Raw genomic sequence first — 17,064 nt, forward strand, 5'->3', positions numbered from 1 at the left:
TATTTCTGCTGTGGGAATTTAGTTTGTATACTTTCAGATACTCAAACCTGTTGAAGATTAAGTTTCCGGACCTTTGAATTCGTAAACACAAATCCCAATGCCAGAAATGAACAAATGATCATGACAATAGCAGTAGAATGCAGTATATTTCCTAGGCCGACCAAAGGAGAGACAATTCCTCCGACCAAAAATCCGGCAGCTCCCAAAACAGCGGAGGCCGTACCGGCTTTCTGCCGCTCTGCATCCAAAGCCAATGTCGTAGAAGTAGGTAACACAAGTCCGCTGAAAATCAAAGTGAAAAAAAGAGCCGTCTCGAAATATAAAATAGGCATCTCATACCACAGTGTCAGAGCCGTTATCACGGAGAGCAGGGAAGAACCGCCAGCCCCTATCCATATTCCTTTTTGCATAGAACGAAAATAACCGGCCCAGGTTGTCCCCATAATCAGGGCAATGGCATTTCCGGCAAAACAAAAGCTGTACAGAAGAGGAGATAACTGATAATGTTCCTGCAAAATAAAAGGAGAAGAAGAAATATAGGCAAAGATTACACCTAAAATCAACGATTGTACCCAAACGTACCCCATAAATTTACGTTTTACCAAAAGCGGCAAAAAAGCCCGGAAAGAGGAAAAAGCAGATGTAACAATTCTGTTTTCCCGCGGTAAAGATTCCTTTAACCGGTAACAAAGCAATAACAACACTATCCCCAGTAACAGTAAGGCGAAAAAAATCCCCTGCCAACTGGTAAATTTCAGCATTACCCCTCCCACAATAGGAGCGATAATAGGAGCTAATCCGTTTACAGCTGAAATCATAGCAAATGCCTTAGCCAGTTCCTTGCCTGAATAACAATCCGTAGCTACCGAACGGGAAATTACGATTCCCCCGGCTCCCGCTATTCCTTGTATGAAACGGAAAACAATAAAAACCTCCGCATTCCAGGAAAAAATACAACCGATAGTGGCAAAGAAAAATAACCATAACGAAAACAAAAGAGGGGTTCGGCGGCCGTATTTATCGCTCAACGGTCCGACAATGATTTGCCCAAAAGCCAGTCCCAACATTGCCGTTGTAATCCCCAGCTGCACCATAGAAGCTGTAGTCTTAAAATAACTGGTCATAAAGGGAAGTCCAGGCAAATACATATCCGTAACAAAAGGTCCGAAAGCAGCTAAAATGCCTAATACAATTAATAAAAATGTCTTTGAATTCTGCATATCCTCTTTAAATAAAATCACAGCGCAAAGTTCCTCCGATTTACCTGTTTTCCAAAGTTTCATTTTCTATGCAATTGGTTTTATTTGAAAATAATTTTTTCCCCCAACTTCTCTTTAAACCTCCTCCGCCTTTCCCTTTTTACCCCTCTGCCCATTTGAACAATTAAACACTTAATTCCCTTCCCGTTTAAACAAATTAATCCTATTTTTACCTTATGAAAAATCACAGCAAAACGAATCTTACAGGAAATCATTTCTATCCGGATAAAAAAACTATTCCGGAAGAAGGTATTCTCTCTTTTTCTGTTTCAGGGAAGGAATTACAAGCAAAAGTACTGACTTATTCGAACGTTTTTTTCTATATGCTGGTGGAGAGCGGAACCGCAATTTTTACTATTAACGATAAAACATATTCCGTCTTCCCATCCACTTTAGTGGTGTATGCCCCTGAGTATACGGGCCAACTATCCCATACAAATTCTGATTTTCAATGTGACATACTGATTGTTTCCAAATATTTTCTGGACACTTTACCGGCCTCCGACAGTATGTACAAACATATCGCCAAAGTAATGCTCCGACAACGGCAGGTAAATCCTTTAAATGAATCACAGCGATTGGTTTTATCTGAAAGTATCCAGCAGATTCGAAACAAATTACGGCTGGACCATCATCACCTGCGGCATGAGATTGTCCAAAATGTACTGGTAACCTTTTTACTGGAAATCAGTAATATCTGGATCGAGAACCATTGGGATGTGTTGAAAGAATACCAGCAAATACGCTATGAATACATTCTAAAAAACTTTATGGATTTGTTGATACTAAATTTCCGGAAAGAACATTTAGTTCCTTATTATGCGGATCAACTGAATATCAGTCCCCAATATCTATCCCTTATTATTAAAAGGCTCACAGGACGTACTTCCAGTCAGTTTATTTTCGAAAGGCTTTACTGTGAAGCCCGGACTTTACTCAATCGTCCTGACTTATCTATTAAAGAGATTTCAGAACAATTGTGTTTCTCCGACCAGTCGGCATTTGGAAAATTTTTCAAAAAACATTCCGGTTTATCTCCTGTTGAATTTCGGAAAAAAATGCTTAATCACAGGGGATTATGATATTCAAATATAAGAATTTAATACAAAAAATACCCGATCTTAACAACCGGGTATCCTTGTAATTTTAAAATCATTCAAAATTGAATTATTTTATTTGAATTCGGGTGTTCATACCAATTTGTATTTTTTACTCCACCGCTCACTACCCATTCCTTAAATTCCGGATAAGCTTCGATAAAATCGATTTTCTCTATAGCATGCGGAGTATCAGCAGGAAGTTTTATTCCCCAGACAAATCCTTCCTTACTATAATAAGATATAGCAGAAGACATCAATTCCTTCGCGTCATTTTCGTAATTCTGATAATAAGCAGTAGGAGCGTACCCTCTTAAATGAATTTCTTTATTAGACGTGATAAAAAAATTCTGTCCCAAAGGAGCACAGGAATAACTTAATGCTCTGTTTTTATTGATTTTATTATAACAATTAACTTTCAGATCGAATGTTACTGTTATCAAATCATTCCGGCTTATTTCAAACCCTTTCTCTGTATTGTAATAATTTGCTCCATTTAAACCCTTTAGCTTTTCTGAACCTTCAAAAACAAAAACTGCCGGTTTTTCTGAATTGGGATTCAGTAATTTCACCTCTATTCCTCCATTATTATGTGCAGTAAACTCATCGATAAATTTAGAAGGCAAAGAATCCAATTGAAGGCCCAGCCGATAAGGATAAACTCCTCCGATAGCTCTGAACTGTACAGAAACAGTTATCCCTTCTTTTTCATACACTTCCGGAACGAGGCCTTCTCCGCCTCTACTGATTCGGCCATCCGTTTCATAATAGACAACAAAATCATTAAAATCATAGTCTCCTATTTCCGGCCACTGATCTTCAAACATAACTGTACCTTTATAAAGGTAATGGTCCAGTTGCATCCCATAATCATCGTCCGGTTTCCAGTCCCATGCAGCGTTATCCGGAAGGATAATATTTACACTTGCCCTTGTTCCCTGGCATTCTACCGGTAAAACAGCACTTTTCCCACCTTGTACCGGATATTGTACATATACCCGTTCTGTACCCGCTGGCAACTCTAGAGAAAAATCACGTGATTCCTTTGTCACAGCTATTTTAGCAATAAGCTGACTTTCAGTGCAAGACTCATCCAGATAAATAGAAACCCCCGTTTCTACAAGAGAACGTATTGTAAAAGATTCAGTTTTCGTCATCGACCACGTAAATCCCTTCGGAATTTCCAAAGCAGATGTATGATTAGACGAATCATATAGATTAGAATCTTTTTGACAGGAAGTTAATACTCCCAAAAAGCATGTTATAAATAACATTAAAACTTTAACCTCAATTTTTCTCATAACTCTTATTTTTTGGAGTTACAAAATTACATATTATTTATATAATATTTTTCCCGAAACAGAATTTTTTATAAATAAATATTTGCCTTATACTTTTTTCCCGGAAATAATCCTTTTAGAGGATTGCAGTTAACTTTAAATGCTCATTCACTTGCTTTAAAATAAATAATTTTTTTTAACTTGAAAATTGTTCTTGTAATTTTACACCAGATGCAGAATCTGTAAGATTTGTATATCATAAATATTGGCTCAGAAAATAAATTGCAATGAATTTATTGTTTCTAAAGGCGAATTATTTTAAATAGCGGAATAAAAGTAATTGTAATAAAACGTAAATCACGATTTTTTTAAACAAAACAAAAATTGTATTATGATTAAACAAAACTTCCTGTAATGAAGAATAATGAATTGAATAATGTGCGGAAAAAAACAGATACTTTAAATTATTTTTTAATTGTATTCAATCATTTAATAAAGGATTTATGAAAAGACAAATAAAAAATACAGAAGAACAGGAGAAGGAATATCAGGGGCATTTTGTTCGTATAGAACCGGATTTCTTTCTTCGGGAAGCCACTCTGGAAGATGCCGCCGAAATTTGGCAAACAATTTTTGAGAACCGGGATGACCTGCGTACTTGGCTGCCATTTGTCGATAATTTGAGAGAAGTGGCCGATGAAGAAAAATTTTTGGAATGTCAACTGTCTGTTCCGTATGAAGAACGAAATATTGTGTTTGTTATTAACCATGGTCCTGAAATTTGTGGTCTGATAGGTTTCGTTACTACCGATAATCTCAATCACCGGACGGAAATAGGCTATTGGCTTATTCCTAAATACCGGGGAGCGGGGTTGATGACCCGTTGCGTTCGTCATTTGTGTGAATGGGCCATCAGGGAAAGGGGAATGAATAGGATACAGATTCGTTGTGCCGTCGGTAATCACCCCAGTAATGCCATCCCGCAGCGACTTAATTTTATCTTTGAGGGGACAGAGCGTGAAGGAGAATGGTTGACGTCAGGTAAATATGCAGATTTGAATGTTTACAGTATTTTAAAAAGTGAAATTGAAAACTGGGAAAAATAACGAAAATAAAATTTGTTAAAAGATAATTAACATGAAGGTACAGATTGAAGAGAGCTGGCGGCAACGATTACAGGAAGAGTTTGATAAACCTTATTTTGAACGGTTAGTACATTTTATAAAAGAAGAATACGCAAGATATACTGTATTTCCTCCGGGAGGACGGATTTTTCATGCTTTTAATACTTGTCCGTTCGAACAAGTAAAAGTAGTCATCTTGGGGCAGGATCCCTATCATGAACCCGGTCAATATTACGGACTGTGTTTTTCTGTATTGGACGGGGTTCCGTTTCCCCCTTCCTTAGTAAATATTTTTAAAGAAATAGAAAATGATTTGGGAAAGCCTATGCCAGTATCCGGACGTTTAGAAAGGTGGGCGGAACAGGGAGTGCTTTTAATCAATGCTATCTTGACGGTTAGGGCTCATCAGGCCGGATCGCATCGGGGAAAAGGTTGGGAAGAATTTACCGATGCTATAATCCGCCATTTGAATGAAGAACGGGAAAATATTGTATTTATGTTATGGGGGGCTTATGCACAGCGGAAAGGAGCTTTTATCGATCGTACCCGCCACTGTGTTTTGTGTGCTCCACATCCTTCACCTTTATCGGCCGATCGGGGATTTTTCGGATGTAGGCATTTTAGCAAAGCAAATGCCTATTTCCGGGAAAAGGGAATTCCGGAGATAGAGTGGTGAGCGACGGGAATAAAAACAAATTTATATTCAGCAGATTTTCACCAACTCCTTATCTCCAGCAGGGACTGATTTGTTTAGCTACTGGAATAGTCTTTGCTTTAGTATAGTATGGGAGAAAACGGACAAGCCGGTATTGCAGCCACCCCATACGCTATCACGCTTCGCCTGCCAGGCTTTCCGGACAAAACAAAACTTTGGAGAAACAGTCCGGGATTTGAATAACCGGTATTCAGGACAGTCCGTTCAGAAGCGGAGGTTTGCTGTATCTGCCGCTACTTACGGGAATGAGCGTTTTCTCGTCTGAAGTCCGGGATGTTAAAAAACGCCGGATTGCTTAACTGACGCTAATCATACAGAGGGGAACGAAAAGGAGAATATACCGGCGTTAAAGGCAGGACGAATTATGAAAAAGCGAACGGAGCACCGGAGCGGCAAATACAATAGACCGAAGAAAAAGGTGACAAAAGAAATCTACAATTTTTTTAAATAAAGTTCCGGAATATTTTCCTTTTCGTTTCCTCATATCGCTTTTTGTATTTCATTTCTCCATTTCTTTGAAAAACTACAACCAAACACTCTAAATAAATTTTCCTTCAGGGAAATTCAGAGTAATAACGGAATTTTCGAAATAGCCGGCACAATGTTTAGCTTTGGGGGAAATTAATAATTTAAATACATTTAGCCGAAGTAAATCACTCTTATATGCATCTTCTCTATCGCTTTCTTTCAGAACTAAATCCGGACATTTTTGCCACAAACCCATGTTCTCATAAAAAGGTGTATTTTTCTGTGAACAGGTAAACAGACCTATATCAAATATTTTACATTGCATTATCCATTCTGTTGCTTCTTTCACCAGAATAGTACCAATCCCCCTTCTTCTATACTTCGGATGTGTGCATACGCAACTCAATCCGCACATTTTAAAGGTTTTATTCCTTACATTAATATTCCAGGAAACAACTCCTAAATAGCCGATAATTTTTTTATTCTCTACAGCACAGAACGACATGACATTCATTTCTTGAGGATGAATATCCTTCCCACTCATATTTCCCCAAGTAATACAAAGCAAACTTTCCAATGACTGTTTATCTATTTCTGTAATATGTTTGTAGCGAAAGTTTTTTATATCCATAAAGCTTTCATAATTCTGCATTTACATGTATATTTCCGAAGGTCTTTTTGCACGGCATTCATATATACAAAGTTTTATATTTATTTTTTGTACAGTTGTAAATATAGGAAATTAATCGGAAATGTGGCATAAGGCTTGATTCCGGTTTCCCGGAGATCTGTTCAATAACATACTTTTGAAAGGGTTAAGGAGAATATCCTCTTATCCGGAAGGGATTTTTTGCAATACTGAGCTGCGTTAAGGTTCCTGTACAGTTATGACATTAAAAAAAATATTGGCGGAATGAAGGGAGAAATGTTATTTATTCGTACAATTCACGGGCATACCGTATCCTCACAGCTGTATGTGACGCAAGGTGGTTTGGGTAAGCCAAAACATACCTCTTATTCCTAAAAAATACATACTTGTCCAAAGGGGAAATTAGCGAAGCCGGAAAGGTAAGGCGTTCAATAGGGTATGCCTGTTTGCTTAAAGCCCCACCTTTTTCGATTTCTTTGCGTATGTTTTCACACCTTCCCTTACTTGGACGGACAATTTACAGTTATCATGGCCAGACCCTTACATTCCTCTATTATGCGTTTAGGAAATCGATAACCCCATAAAAAGGTAAGGAATAAGCCGTCGAATGGCTTTTTTCCATGTTTTCCGTTACTTGATTTGTCTTTTTGCTATTTGTTTATCTTTTTAAAGACCCCGAAACGATTTTCATCATTTCGCTATTCTTTACTTTTTTAACAACACTTTTTTTAAATACTTTTAAAAAGTAACTTTCTTTCTCCCCTTACGTAAATCTGATAAAAGCAGAAATTCTATGGATAGTTTATATGCCCGTACCGGATTCGATATATCACGTACAATTACCAGTAACTACAGCACTTCCTTTTTTTCAGCCGCTAATCTATTACACAAAAATATCCGGGAGGCCATTTTCAGTATTTATGGATTTGTGCGTTTAGCGGATGAAATTGTAGACAGCTTTACAGAGTACGACCGGACTAAACTGCTAAACCGTTTTGAAGAAGAATATACCGAGGCCAGTCACTATGGCATAAGTACGAATCCTGTCATCAATGCTTTTGAGATAACTGTCAGAAAATATCACATCGACCGGCATCTTGTAAAAGCTTTTCTAAACAGCATGCGGGCGGATCTTACCCTGTCCGATTATACCAGCAAGAGCGATGCCGAAGAATATATTTACGGTTCAGCTTCGGCTGTAGGCCTGATGTGCCTCCGGGTATTCACGGGAAAAGACGAGGCCCTCTACGAAAAATTACAACAACCTGCCATTAAATTGGGTTCAGCGTTTCAAAAAGTAAATTTTTTACGGGATTTGCATACCGATCTGGAAATATTAAACCGCAATTATTTCCCGGAATTGAAATGCCGGCATTTCAATGAAAAACACAAACAACAAATCATTACAGAAATAGAAGCAGAATTCGCAGAAGCTTACGAAGGTATACGTCAATTACCTTCTAACGCTCGTCTGGGCGTATTTGTTGCTTATATTTACTATACTAAACTGCTTCAAAAAATCAAAAAAACACCGGCCCGCAAATTGGTTAAGCATCGTATCCGTATACCGAATCTAAGTAAAGTCATATTACTTTCAAGGACTTTAATCCTCCACAAGATAAACTTAATCTGAAATGAAAAATCCCGGCCCTCTCTCTTCGCAAATTGTCCTTGTAGATCTGCACGATCAGCCTATCGGTTATATGGAAAAAATGGAAGTTCACCGGCAAGGTTTGCTCCACCGGGCCGTATCGGTATTCCTTTTTAATTCACACGGAGAATGGCTCTTACAAAGACGCGCCCTCCATAAGTATCATTCCGGAGGACTCTGGTCAAATGCCTGCTGCACCCATCCCTATCCCGAGGAAGCACCGGATACAGCAGCTCGAAGGCGGACCCGGGAAGAACTGGGATTGGCCTGCCCGCTTGAAAAACGATTTTGTTTCCTTTATAAAACTGCCCTGGACCACGGGTTAACAGAATATGAATACGATCATGTATTTACGGGAATTACCACCGAACTACCGGAGATTAATCCTGCCGAAGTCAGAGAATGGGGATATTTCAACTCCGATTTCCTTATCCGGGATATAGAAGCTCATCCCGGATATTATACGGTTTGGTTCCGAAAAATTTTTCCTGAAATTCTCAAACATCACTAAATCTTTCCGCCTGATGAAACGACTGGAATTTATCTCCCGCAAATCTGTTCTCTTTATCAGTTGGATACTCGTCGCTTTTTTTGTATACGGGATGGGGATCATCAGTATACTTACCCCCAATACCCGGGAAGAAGCTCTTCGTTTAACACCGGTAGCCCTCCTCATTACAACTTTTGTCCTTTTATTTTTCGCTCAAACCGTTTATACCCGCCGAATGATAGTCATTTTTATTCTCATTACGATTTCAGGTTTTCTGGTGGAGTGGATCGGAATACAAACGGGCTGGATTTTCGGTAATTATCACTATACAGACCATTTTGGAATCCGTTGGGGAGGAACTCCTCCCCTCATCGGTATCAATTGGCTTTTTCTCAGTTATGCCTGGGCAGCAGTGGTGCATAATACAGCCTCAGCCCCTGCTTACCGGATTGTCTATGCAGCCCTCGGTATGCTCGCCTATGATTTGTTACTCGAACAGGCAGCTCCGTATATGCAGCTGTGGTATTGGGAAAAAGGCCATATCCCTTTCGGAAATTACATAAGCTGGTTCGTATTAGCCTTGATTTTTCAGTGGCTCATCCACCGCAATCAGCTTATCACCCGCAACAATATGGCCCTCCCTCTGCTATTGCTCCAAATTATCATGTATATCTGTGTCATCCTTTATATTCAATAAACTATGGAAATCCTGGCAGGTATCGTTATCGGTTTTCTTTTTATACAATTAGGGGTAGCTTTGTCTAATTGGTTAAGCCAAAAGCCTTTACCTCAAAACGGCCGGCAAATTATCCGTCAGACCTCCATACTGATTCCTGCCCGCAATGAAGAAAAAACCCTTCCCTTATTGCTCAGCGACCTCTTAAAACAAGCCTACCCGCCTCTGGAAATCATTATTTGCGACGACCATTCGGAAGATGATACCTATTCTGTTGTGAATCAACTGGCTACCCAACATCCCAACATCCGGATATTCCGTAGTGCAGAACTGCCAGACGGCTGGTTGGGAAAAAATTTTGCCTGCTATCAGCTTGCTCGTCAGGCCCGGGGAAATTATCTGCTCTTTCTGGATGCAGATGTCCGGATCGGCAAGGACGGAATGGATCCCCTACTCCGTGTAGCCCAGGAATTACAAGCAGGACTGCTATCCGTTTTTCCCCGTCAGATTATGCAAACAAACGGTGAAAAAGCGACTGTACCTCTGATGACTTATATCCTGCTGACATTACTGCCTTTATCCTTGGTATATAAAATAGCGGACCAGAGCGCACTAGCCGCCGCAAACGGTCAGTTTATGTTATTTCAAGCCGATAGCTATCACCGGCTCCAACCTCATCGGGAAGTACGCGACAATGCTGTGGAAGACATTGCCATTTCACGTTTGTACAAAAAAGCCGGAATGCGTGTCGCCTGCCTGACAGGCATACGGGATATTTCCTGCCGCATGTATACTTCACGCCATCAGGCGATAGACGGTTTTGCCCGCAATATAGCCGGATTTTTCGGGGACAGCCTTATATTAGGTTTCCTATTCTGGGTATTCACCGGCTGGGGATGGCTCATTACCGGACTGGCATTCGGCTGGAAAATCCTATTTTTCTATTTCGGACTAAGAGCAATTGTGCGCATACTTGTCGCCAGGACCTGCCATCAATCCCTGGCCGTAAATCTAATCGGATCAATAGCCCAACAATGGAATATGGGCTTCATCTTATTTCGCGCCTTTCTCGGCCGCAGAAGAAAACATCAGGAATGGAAAGGAAGGAACATTTTAAACGTAAAACACAAATGAAACGAAATGTACTCATCGTAGGGGCTGGAATCGGCGGATTAGCGACAGCCCTGCGCTTAGCAAAAAGAAATTATGCTGTAGAAATCCTGGAAAAAAATCCCCAGGCCGGAGGACGTGTAAACCGGATCCGTAAAGACGGTTTTACATTCGATACCGGTCCCAGTTTTTTCAGTATGTCTTACGAATTCGAAGCATTTGCCCGCGACTGTAATATTCAGCTGCCTTTTCACTACCATACTGTCGATCCCCTTTATACTGTAAACTTCCGCAATCCTTCCCGTACTTTCCAGCTTTACCGGGATATCAACCGTTTAGCTGAACAATTCAAAGATACCGAACCGGATTTTGCCGTAAAAATGGAACGTTATCTCGAAAAAAGCCGCGAAATTTTCGATTCTACAATTGACATTGTAGTAAAACAAAATTTCGGTTCATTACGGGATTATTTTTCCAAGTTAATGAAGGTCAATCCCGTCTTGCTCCCTGTGCTATTCTCCACTTTCTGGCGCCATATCAGCCATTATTTTTCATCGGATGAAGCCCGGCAAATCATTTCCCTGGTATCTTTCTTTCTCGGACGCACCCCTTTTGATACCAGTGCTGTCTACTCGCTGCTTTCCTATACTGAATTCCGGCACGACGGTTATTTCAACGTCGAAGGGGGTATGTATAAAATCATCGAAGGTTTAGTGAACGAACTCCACAAAGCCGGTGTGAAAATCACCTATAACACAGAAATTGTAAATGCAAAATATAAGGGAAACCGTTTGACTGCCCTCACAGACCAAAATAATATTTCCCATAGCGCTGACCTTTACGTCATAAACGCAGATGCGGCCGCATTCCGGGGCAAAATTTTCAAACGCCGGGCTTTTAATGAGAAACGCCTCGACCGGATGGGCTGGACAATGGGGGTGATGACTATGTATATCGGCATCGACTGTAAACTGCCCCAAATACAACTCCACAATTATTATCTCGGCAATAATTTCCGCGAATATGCCGGAAAAGTATTCCGCCAACCTCAAACCTCCGAAACGCCCTATTATTATGTAAATGTTATCTCCCGGCATAACCTCGGTTGCGCCCCCGAAAATGCAGAAGCCCTTTTTTTCGTCGTTCCGGTACCGGATTTGCGATTCAAGCCGCACTGGGACGACCGTGACGCACTTGCCGACAATATACTTGCCGACTTTTCTGCCCGCATTGGCCTGAATGTTCACCCCCATATTATCAGCCGCACCATCTATACTCCACTCGATTGGGAAAGCCGCTTTAACCTCTACCGGGGCAGCGGACTCGGATTAGCACACGATATGATGCAGGTAGGAGCTTTCCGTCCCCGCAATTACGACGAGATTTTCCCCAATGTATTTTATGTCGGAGCTTCCACCGTTCCCGGTACAGGCCTGCCCATGGCCATTATCGGCTCAAAATTGACCGTAGAAAGAATCGAAGAAAAAATTATCCCGTAATTTTATCTTTTACAAACAAAATTGTCCGCTCATTTTTCTGCCGCTTATCCGGACAGATTTACAACTTTTTGATCCCGGTCTCTTGCCGGTCAATGTAGCGGATATACCGGAACGCCGGCATGCCTAAAGCCATTCCGGCATAAATTTTTCCCTCTATTCCCAACATTTTTTCCAAACTCCCCTTTTTCTCCTGCTCAATTGCCGAACAAACAAATCCGGTATAGAATTGACTCACCCCCAGACATTCGGCCATCAATGAACCATTCTGATAGGCCAGATTAGCATCCTGACAGCCAAACCGGCTTTCTTTAGGAGCATGTATGAAAACGACAGCCTTCGCTTTCCGCAAAATCAAGTCGTTTCCCCTGGCATCTTCTCCCAACAACCGCTCGAATACGGGAACATAACGAAAAGCTTCCGGCATCAGCCATTTTACCAAAGGAGACAACAAGGGATTTTGCATTTTCTTTAAGGCCGAACGGAATACACCTAATGTAAACTCCGTCACAGAACGTAATTTTACGGGATCCGTCACTACCGTATACATCAGCTCCTGTGCATTACTGGCTGTCGGAGCCCGGTGAGCAGCTTCCACAATTTGCCTTAACATTTCCTCCGGGACCGGCTTATCCGAAAAAGCCCGGTTCGAACGCCTTGCCTTACACAACAGCAACATTTGCTCTGCAGTAGGGTAATCCTTATAGTCAAATGCATGTACTTTTGCCGGCGGAAAGGCAGAATGTTCCACTGCTGCTTCCGGGCACACAGCAACGCAATGCCCGCAAACAATGCAATTTTGCAATTCCCTCACCTCCACCTCTCCTCCCCGGTCTTGCTGCCGCAAGATCAGAGAAGGACAAATCCGGACACATTTTCCACAACGGATACATTTTTCCGGATTAATATTCAAAGTCAATTCCATCATTTTTTCTCAATTGAATTCATGTACTATTTTTCTGTTCCCTATCCTTCCCCTGTTTTTTCATCTTACTTGTACAAAAAACTTCCTACAACATTCCCCGCTCTCCTTTATCTTACAATCTTTAAAGATAAGAATTTTTCAATTCCCATCCTTTATTCAAACCGGTAAAACTTTTCTGCCCGGCCGGCATATTATCGTTCACCTGCCTTACTTTTTCAGTTTCATGTGCAAAATGGGAAAGGGGTTCCCCTGCCCATCCAAAGCGGAACGATCGTATACCCGGAATCCCATATACTGATAAAAACCGAGAGCCAAAAGATTTTGCTCATTTACATCGACATAACATACCCCCAGATTCTGTATGGCATGCCTGACGAGTACTTTTCCTATTCCTTTTCCCCGGCTAAGGGGATGCACAAATAACATCTCGAGTTTATCCCCGTCAACTCCCATAAAAGCTTCCGCCTGTCCGGCCTCATTACAAATGCAAAGAAGTCTTCCGACCTTTTCCAAAGCTTCGCTGACAAAGGGAAATAACGCTTTTATGTCCGCCTCTTTCAGAAAAGTATGAGTGGTCCTCACCGACTGCTCCCACAGGGCAAGCAATTCACCTTTCCGGCCCGTACAGGCCGGGATGATACTTCTTTCCGAAACGATTTTCTCCATTGCTGCTCTGAATTTTTACCTATTTCTGATTTCCTCCCCCTCCCATAACAGGGTTTCCCTTTACAAAAATTCCTTCCCCTGCCGTTCATTCAGAATTTGCGGCATATTCGACAATGCCCAATCCACTAACCCTTGAATATAAGGAATTAAACTATATCCTCTTTCCGTCAGACAATACTCTACCCGGGGAGGAACTTCCGGAAAAACCTCGCGACTGATCAGACCATCGGCTTCCAAAGTCCGCAAAGAAACTGTCAGCATACGTTGGGAAATATCCCCTATGCTTTTCTGAATATCACTGAAACGCATCGTTTTATTCGCATTCAAGGTGATCAAAATTAACATAGCCCATTTGCTACTCAAACGGCTAAGTATATCCCGGACAGGACACAGGGTGGCATGATGAAATTTTTGCATTTTTTAACAAATATCTATCCGATTGTTTTTCAATATTAGTTACACGGAGGTAAGTAGCTTATCTTCATGTCCGTTCTTGTTTATGCTAAAAATAGCCCCTACCTTTACATTACAAAAGTAATAAACTTACTAAAAAGAACTATTGTTTCAATTATAAATTTACAATTATGGCAAAACGAGTAGCAGTATTAGCGGTAAATCCGGTAAACGGATTTGGTTTATTCCAGTATCTCGAAACTTTTTATGAAAAAGGGGTTTCTTACAAAGTTTTCGCTGTTTCCGATAGCAAAACGATTTCAACAAATTCAGGAATTGTTTTACAGTCAGACGATGTAATTGCTCATTTGAAAGGTCAGTCTGAATCCTATGATGCTTTAGTATTTTCCTGCGGGGATGCGGTACCTGTTTTCCAGAACAATGCGGCAAAACCCTTCAATACCGATCTATTAGAAGTAATCCGGGAATTTGCCGGGAAACATAAAATTATGGCGGGACATTGTGCTGCCGGCCTAATATTTGAAATTGCAGGCATCACGGAAGGTAAAAAATTGTCTATCCATCCGTTAGCCAAACCAGCTATTCAAAAAGGCATAGCCACCGACGATACCGCTACCGTAGATGACAATTTCTATACGGCACAATGTGAACATACCCTCCCGGACCTGATGCCCCGATTATTGGAAGCCCTGCAATAATATAGAAGTATATCGACAAGAGAGGCGGTATTTAATAAGAAAAATATCGCCTCAATTTCAGCCGCTACAGCACTTCCTAAGACCAGTTTTCCGGTTTAAAACCGACCCATACCCGATCTTTCCCCACCAATAACGGACGTTTGATTAACATACTGTCTGTCGCCAACAGATGAATTTTTTCCCTTTCATTCATCTCTAACAATTTATTTTTTAATTGTAAGGATTTATATACCCATCCACCGGTATTAAAAAATTTTTCTACAGCCAGGCCACTGTTTGCCACCCACATTAACAGCTCTTCTTCGGTAGGTTTTCGTTCCGCAATATGCCGTTCTTCAAATTCTATCTGATGTTCTTCCAGCCATTTTCGGGCAGCCCGGCAAGTACTGCAACCCGGATATGCTATAAATAAATATTTTTTCATTTTTTGCTATAAATAAAAATCAAAAAATATCATGCTTCTCTCCTTTATTAAAGACCTTATTCTTACACAGTCTTCTGTTTCCGTCAAAAATAAAAGTTTCTCTTCCCATCTGTCTGCACGATCCGCCAAACGTATACAGAGGAAGCATACTGCACGGAGGGGGAGCAGGTCCGGTCCACTCTTTCTATCCCGGCATTGCGAAAAATTTTTCTGTTTATTTCTCTATACCTGAAACAGTATTTTTCCCTTTTTGCAGATCCAGTTTTTTCACCTTTTCAGTAAATGTCGCAAAGCCGTTAAGGGATGATAAAACAACATACGGGGACCGGCAAAACGCATGACGTCCCGCATCTGCTGCCGTAATTCCGGTTTATAGCAATGTACAGGACAATGTTTACAAACCGTTTTCCGTTCTCCGAAAGGACAATGGTCCAGCCGCGCGCAGGCATACGCCAACAAGCGTTTGCAATTTCCGCACAATTGCTCATTTCCTTCTTTTTTACGGCAATAGAGCCGAATCATAATACCCACCACTTTTTTCTCCCATCCGATACGTGTCATCCCCATTCTTCCAAATTTAAATCCATACGTCCTGAACAATTATTTGCTGAACAGTCTTCCTATTTCATTCTTAAAAAATTCCGATAGCTTTCCTCAGCTTTTCTTATCATTCCGGCATCTACTTCCGGTTCAGACTCAAAAAAGGAAGTTGCACACTGAAGTTCTCCCTTTTCAGATATCTTTTTCCAATTTCCGACAATCTGCCCGTTATAGAGAACGACAGGATAAAAAATTCCCCATCTGTTAAACGCTTTGGGGTGATATTTTTGCAAAAGTACCGGGGTTCTGTCCTTATAACTCACCAGGTATTCATCATAAGGCGGCAAAAAATGCAATACTTCTTTCCCTTTTCTTTCTTTATAAAAAGCATAACACCACAATTCCTGTGAACCGGAAATTTCCCGGACCAGCTGTCCCTGTATCAACCCGATGGCCTGCTTTGCTTCGCTTACAGTCAACCCGGACCACCATACAAAATCTTTTACAGTTGCCGGCGAATGGCTGCGGAAATAACGAAGTGCCAATTCAGCTAAAGCTTCTTCCCGCTGCAATTTCCGGCTGAAAGGGATATGCTCATCCACTAAAGTATAAGCAGGCTTGCCTGCCCGGTCTGCACCATTACAAACAAGTCCCTCGGTCTCCGCACGCAGAAGATAGCGCCTGACACGGTCGTCTGCCGTCGGCATCCCTGCCCGGTCTAACTCCTGCTCAATCTCTTCCCGGGTAAGACAGCGGTGACCCGACAACATTTTACCGATCAGATCATTGCATTTCGTATACATACTTTCCGGTATAACCATTCCGCTTGCCTTTACCCAGGCATCAACGGTCTTTTTTATACGCGGAGCAGTAAGCTGCTGCATCCACCGTAAATCCTTTCCTGCCACAAAATGCCAGGTCGGACGCATCACATGCGCCCGCACAATTTCCCCTTTCCTTATCGCCTCATCGATTTGCCGGAGTGTACCCGACTTTATTCTTACTCCAATCGCCCATTTCGACATTGTATAATCCTGTGCCTGTACAGCACCCATCCAGGATACCAACTCCTCCGGCCTTTCAAAATCCGGAAGGGCCAATTGCTGGGAAACCAAACGAATATCTGCAATTTTATCTTCTAATTTCATATCCTCTGAATCTTTTCCGTTTCCAAAACGAACCATTTACCTCTACAAATTTTTCAAAAAATAAGGTCAGGGAAAAGATTTTTCACGCTGAACGGTTAGCTATAATTTTTCCGCAATTTGGTAAAATTACTTTTAATAACACAAAATTTCCTTTCCAATTTTACTGGAAATAACTCTTTCCCGATAAACTGATTTTTATGTCTCCTGTTATAACCTTCTTGCTTTAGAACGGCA

18 protein-coding genes are annotated in these 17,064 nt (G+C 41.1%); 9 read left to right on the forward strand and 9 right to left on the reverse strand.

Annotated features, from left to right (window positions below):
* Nucleotides 1-41: 41 nt before the first annotated feature.
* A complete protein-coding gene (locus Q0465_RS04715) occupies nt 42-1,283 on the reverse strand; it encodes a multidrug effflux MFS transporter (RefSeq protein ID WP_298613516.1) in 1,242 nt (413 codons plus the stop codon).
* A 152-nt stretch (nt 1,284-1,435) separates the two neighbouring features.
* Between Q0465_RS04715 and Q0465_RS04720 the strand changes: the two genes are divergently transcribed.
* A complete protein-coding gene (locus tag Q0465_RS04720) occupies nt 1,436-2,341 on the forward strand; it encodes a helix-turn-helix domain-containing protein (RefSeq protein ID WP_298613519.1) in 906 nt (301 codons plus the stop codon).
* 74 nt (nt 2,342-2,415) lie between these two features.
* On the opposite strand, the gene Q0465_RS04725 is transcribed toward Q0465_RS04720, so the two are convergent.
* On the reverse strand, nt 2,416-3,657 hold the full coding sequence (locus Q0465_RS04725) for an LruC domain-containing protein (RefSeq protein ID WP_298613522.1): 1,242 nt from the start codon (nt 3,655-3,657) through the stop codon (nt 2,416-2,418).
* 482 nt (nt 3,658-4,139) lie between these two features.
* Here Q0465_RS04725 and Q0465_RS04730 point away from each other — a divergent pair, with 482 nt between their 5' ends.
* Nucleotides 4,140-4,742, forward strand: coding sequence for a GNAT family protein (locus Q0465_RS04730; RefSeq protein WP_298613525.1), 603 nt, complete (start codon nt 4,140-4,142; stop codon nt 4,740-4,742).
* A 31-nt stretch (nt 4,743-4,773) separates the two neighbouring features.
* Nucleotides 4,774-5,436, forward strand: coding sequence for a uracil-DNA glycosylase (ung, locus tag Q0465_RS04735; RefSeq protein ID WP_298613528.1), 663 nt, complete (start codon nt 4,774-4,776; stop codon nt 5,434-5,436).
* 577 nt (nt 5,437-6,013) lie between these two features.
* On the opposite strand, the gene Q0465_RS04740 is transcribed toward ung, so the two are convergent.
* Entirely contained in the window at nt 6,014-6,595 is a 582-nt protein-coding gene (locus Q0465_RS04740) for a GNAT family N-acetyltransferase (RefSeq protein WP_298613531.1), read from the reverse strand.
* A gap of 790 nt (nt 6,596-7,385) precedes the next feature.
* Here Q0465_RS04740 and Q0465_RS04745 point away from each other — a divergent pair.
* The 5 genes from Q0465_RS04745 to Q0465_RS04765 are packed head-to-tail and all read left to right on the forward strand — an operon-like array spanning nt 7,386 to nt 12,018.
* The gene (locus Q0465_RS04745) at nt 7,386-8,225 is read left to right on the forward strand and encodes a phytoene/squalene synthase family protein (RefSeq protein ID WP_298613533.1); all 840 of its coding nucleotides are present in this window, start codon (nt 7,386-7,388) and stop codon (nt 8,223-8,225) included.
* Between the two features lies 1 nt (nt 8,226).
* Complete coding sequence (gene idi / locus Q0465_RS04750) at nt 8,227-8,754, forward strand: isopentenyl-diphosphate Delta-isomerase (protein WP_298613535.1); 528 nt, start codon at nt 8,227-8,229, stop codon at nt 8,752-8,754.
* Nucleotides 8,755-8,767: 13 nt separating this feature from the next.
* The gene (locus tag Q0465_RS04755; protein WP_298613539.1) at nt 8,768-9,430 is read left to right on the forward strand and encodes a carotenoid biosynthesis protein; all 663 of its coding nucleotides are present in this window, start codon (nt 8,768-8,770) and stop codon (nt 9,428-9,430) included.
* A gap of 3 nt (nt 9,431-9,433) precedes the next feature.
* Complete coding sequence (locus Q0465_RS04760; protein ID WP_298613542.1) at nt 9,434-10,543, forward strand: glycosyltransferase family 2 protein; 1,110 nt, start codon at nt 9,434-9,436, stop codon at nt 10,541-10,543.
* Complete coding sequence (locus Q0465_RS04765) at nt 10,540-12,018, forward strand: NAD(P)/FAD-dependent oxidoreductase (RefSeq protein WP_298613545.1); 1,479 nt, start codon at nt 10,540-10,542, stop codon at nt 12,016-12,018. Before Q0465_RS04760 ends, Q0465_RS04765 begins: the two co-directional genes overlap by 4 nt.
* A 58-nt stretch (nt 12,019-12,076) precedes the next feature.
* Here Q0465_RS04765 and Q0465_RS04770 read toward each other — a convergent pair whose 3' ends face one another.
* From Q0465_RS04770 to Q0465_RS04780, 3 genes are all read right to left on the reverse strand, one after another.
* Nucleotides 12,077-12,940: a nitroreductase family protein gene (locus tag Q0465_RS04770; protein WP_298613972.1), complete on the reverse strand. Its 864-nt coding sequence runs from the start codon at nt 12,938-12,940 to the stop codon at nt 12,077-12,079.
* 207 nt (nt 12,941-13,147) lie between these two features.
* The gene (locus Q0465_RS04775) at nt 13,148-13,606 is read right to left on the reverse strand and encodes a GNAT family N-acetyltransferase (protein ID WP_298613548.1); all 459 of its coding nucleotides are present in this window, start codon (nt 13,604-13,606) and stop codon (nt 13,148-13,150) included.
* 60 nt (nt 13,607-13,666) lie between these two features.
* Entirely contained in the window at nt 13,667-14,023 is a 357-nt protein-coding gene (locus Q0465_RS04780; protein ID WP_298613550.1) for a helix-turn-helix domain-containing protein, read from the reverse strand.
* 167 nt (nt 14,024-14,190) lie between these two features.
* Between Q0465_RS04780 and Q0465_RS04785 the strand changes: the two genes are divergently transcribed.
* Complete coding sequence (locus Q0465_RS04785) at nt 14,191-14,718, forward strand: DJ-1/PfpI family protein (RefSeq protein ID WP_298613552.1); 528 nt, start codon at nt 14,191-14,193, stop codon at nt 14,716-14,718.
* 76 nt (nt 14,719-14,794) lie between these two features.
* Here the strand turns inward: Q0465_RS04785 and Q0465_RS04790 are convergent, their stop codons facing one another.
* The 3 genes from Q0465_RS04790 to Q0465_RS04800 all read right to left on the reverse strand — a co-directional run bounded on the left by Q0465_RS04790 (nt 14,795) and on the right by Q0465_RS04800 (nt 16,830).
* On the reverse strand, nt 14,795-15,142 hold the full coding sequence (locus tag Q0465_RS04790) for a Spx/MgsR family RNA polymerase-binding regulatory protein (RefSeq protein WP_298613555.1): 348 nt from the start codon (nt 15,140-15,142) through the stop codon (nt 14,795-14,797).
* A 267-nt stretch (nt 15,143-15,409) separates the two neighbouring features.
* Nucleotides 15,410-15,709, reverse strand: coding sequence for a nitrous oxide-stimulated promoter family protein (locus tag Q0465_RS04795; protein WP_298613558.1), 300 nt, complete (start codon nt 15,707-15,709; stop codon nt 15,410-15,412).
* A gap of 53 nt (nt 15,710-15,762) precedes the next feature.
* Nucleotides 15,763-16,830 carry a winged helix DNA-binding domain-containing protein gene (locus Q0465_RS04800; protein ID WP_298613561.1) on the reverse strand — a complete coding sequence of 356 codons (1,068 nt, stop codon included), beginning with the start codon at nt 16,828-16,830 and terminating at the stop codon, nt 15,763-15,765.
* Nucleotides 16,831-17,064: the final 234 nt, after the last annotated feature.

This window comes from uncultured Odoribacter sp. (assembly GCF_937966165.1).
In the GTDB taxonomy this organism is placed as follows: Bacteria; Bacteroidota; Bacteroidia; order Bacteroidales; family Marinifilaceae; genus Culturomica.

Coding starts and splice junctions, on each gene's coding strand:
- Q0465_RS04715 (WP_298613516.1), bottom strand. CDS start 1,283: ATGAAACTTTGGAAAACAGGTAAATCGGAGGAACTTTGCGCTGTGATT.
- Q0465_RS04720 (WP_298613519.1), top strand. CDS start 1,436: ATGAAAAATCACAGCAAAACGAATCTTACAGGAAATCATTTCTATCCG.
- Q0465_RS04725 (WP_298613522.1), bottom strand. CDS start 3,657: ATGAGAAAAATTGAGGTTAAAGTTTTAATGTTATTTATAACATGCTTT.
- Q0465_RS04730 (WP_298613525.1), top strand. CDS start 4,140: ATGAAAAGACAAATAAAAAATACAGAAGAACAGGAGAAGGAATATCAG.
- ung (WP_298613528.1), top strand. CDS start 4,774: ATGAAGGTACAGATTGAAGAGAGCTGGCGGCAACGATTACAGGAAGAG.
- Q0465_RS04740 (WP_298613531.1), bottom strand. CDS start 6,595: ATGCAGAATTATGAAAGCTTTATGGATATAAAAAACTTTCGCTACAAA.
- Q0465_RS04745 (WP_298613533.1), top strand. CDS start 7,386: ATGGATAGTTTATATGCCCGTACCGGATTCGATATATCACGTACAATT.
- idi (WP_298613535.1), top strand. CDS start 8,227: ATGAAAAATCCCGGCCCTCTCTCTTCGCAAATTGTCCTTGTAGATCTG.
- Q0465_RS04755 (WP_298613539.1), top strand. CDS start 8,768: ATGAAACGACTGGAATTTATCTCCCGCAAATCTGTTCTCTTTATCAGT.
- Q0465_RS04760 (WP_298613542.1), top strand. CDS start 9,434: ATGGAAATCCTGGCAGGTATCGTTATCGGTTTTCTTTTTATACAATTA.
- Q0465_RS04765 (WP_298613545.1), top strand. CDS start 10,540: ATGAAACGAAATGTACTCATCGTAGGGGCTGGAATCGGCGGATTAGCG.
- Q0465_RS04770 (WP_298613972.1), bottom strand. CDS start 12,940: ATGGAATTGACTTTGAATATTAATCCGGAAAAATGTATCCGTTGTGGA.
- Q0465_RS04775 (WP_298613548.1), bottom strand. CDS start 13,606: ATGGAGAAAATCGTTTCGGAAAGAAGTATCATCCCGGCCTGTACGGGC.
- Q0465_RS04780 (WP_298613550.1), bottom strand. CDS start 14,023: ATGCAAAAATTTCATCATGCCACCCTGTGTCCTGTCCGGGATATACTT.
- Q0465_RS04785 (WP_298613552.1), top strand. CDS start 14,191: ATGGCAAAACGAGTAGCAGTATTAGCGGTAAATCCGGTAAACGGATTT.
- Q0465_RS04790 (WP_298613555.1), bottom strand. CDS start 15,142: ATGAAAAAATATTTATTTATAGCATATCCGGGTTGCAGTACTTGCCGG.
- Q0465_RS04795 (WP_298613558.1), bottom strand. CDS start 15,709: ATGGGGATGACACGTATCGGATGGGAGAAAAAAGTGGTGGGTATTATG.
- Q0465_RS04800 (WP_298613561.1), bottom strand. CDS start 16,830: ATGAAATTAGAAGATAAAATTGCAGATATTCGTTTGGTTTCCCAGCAA.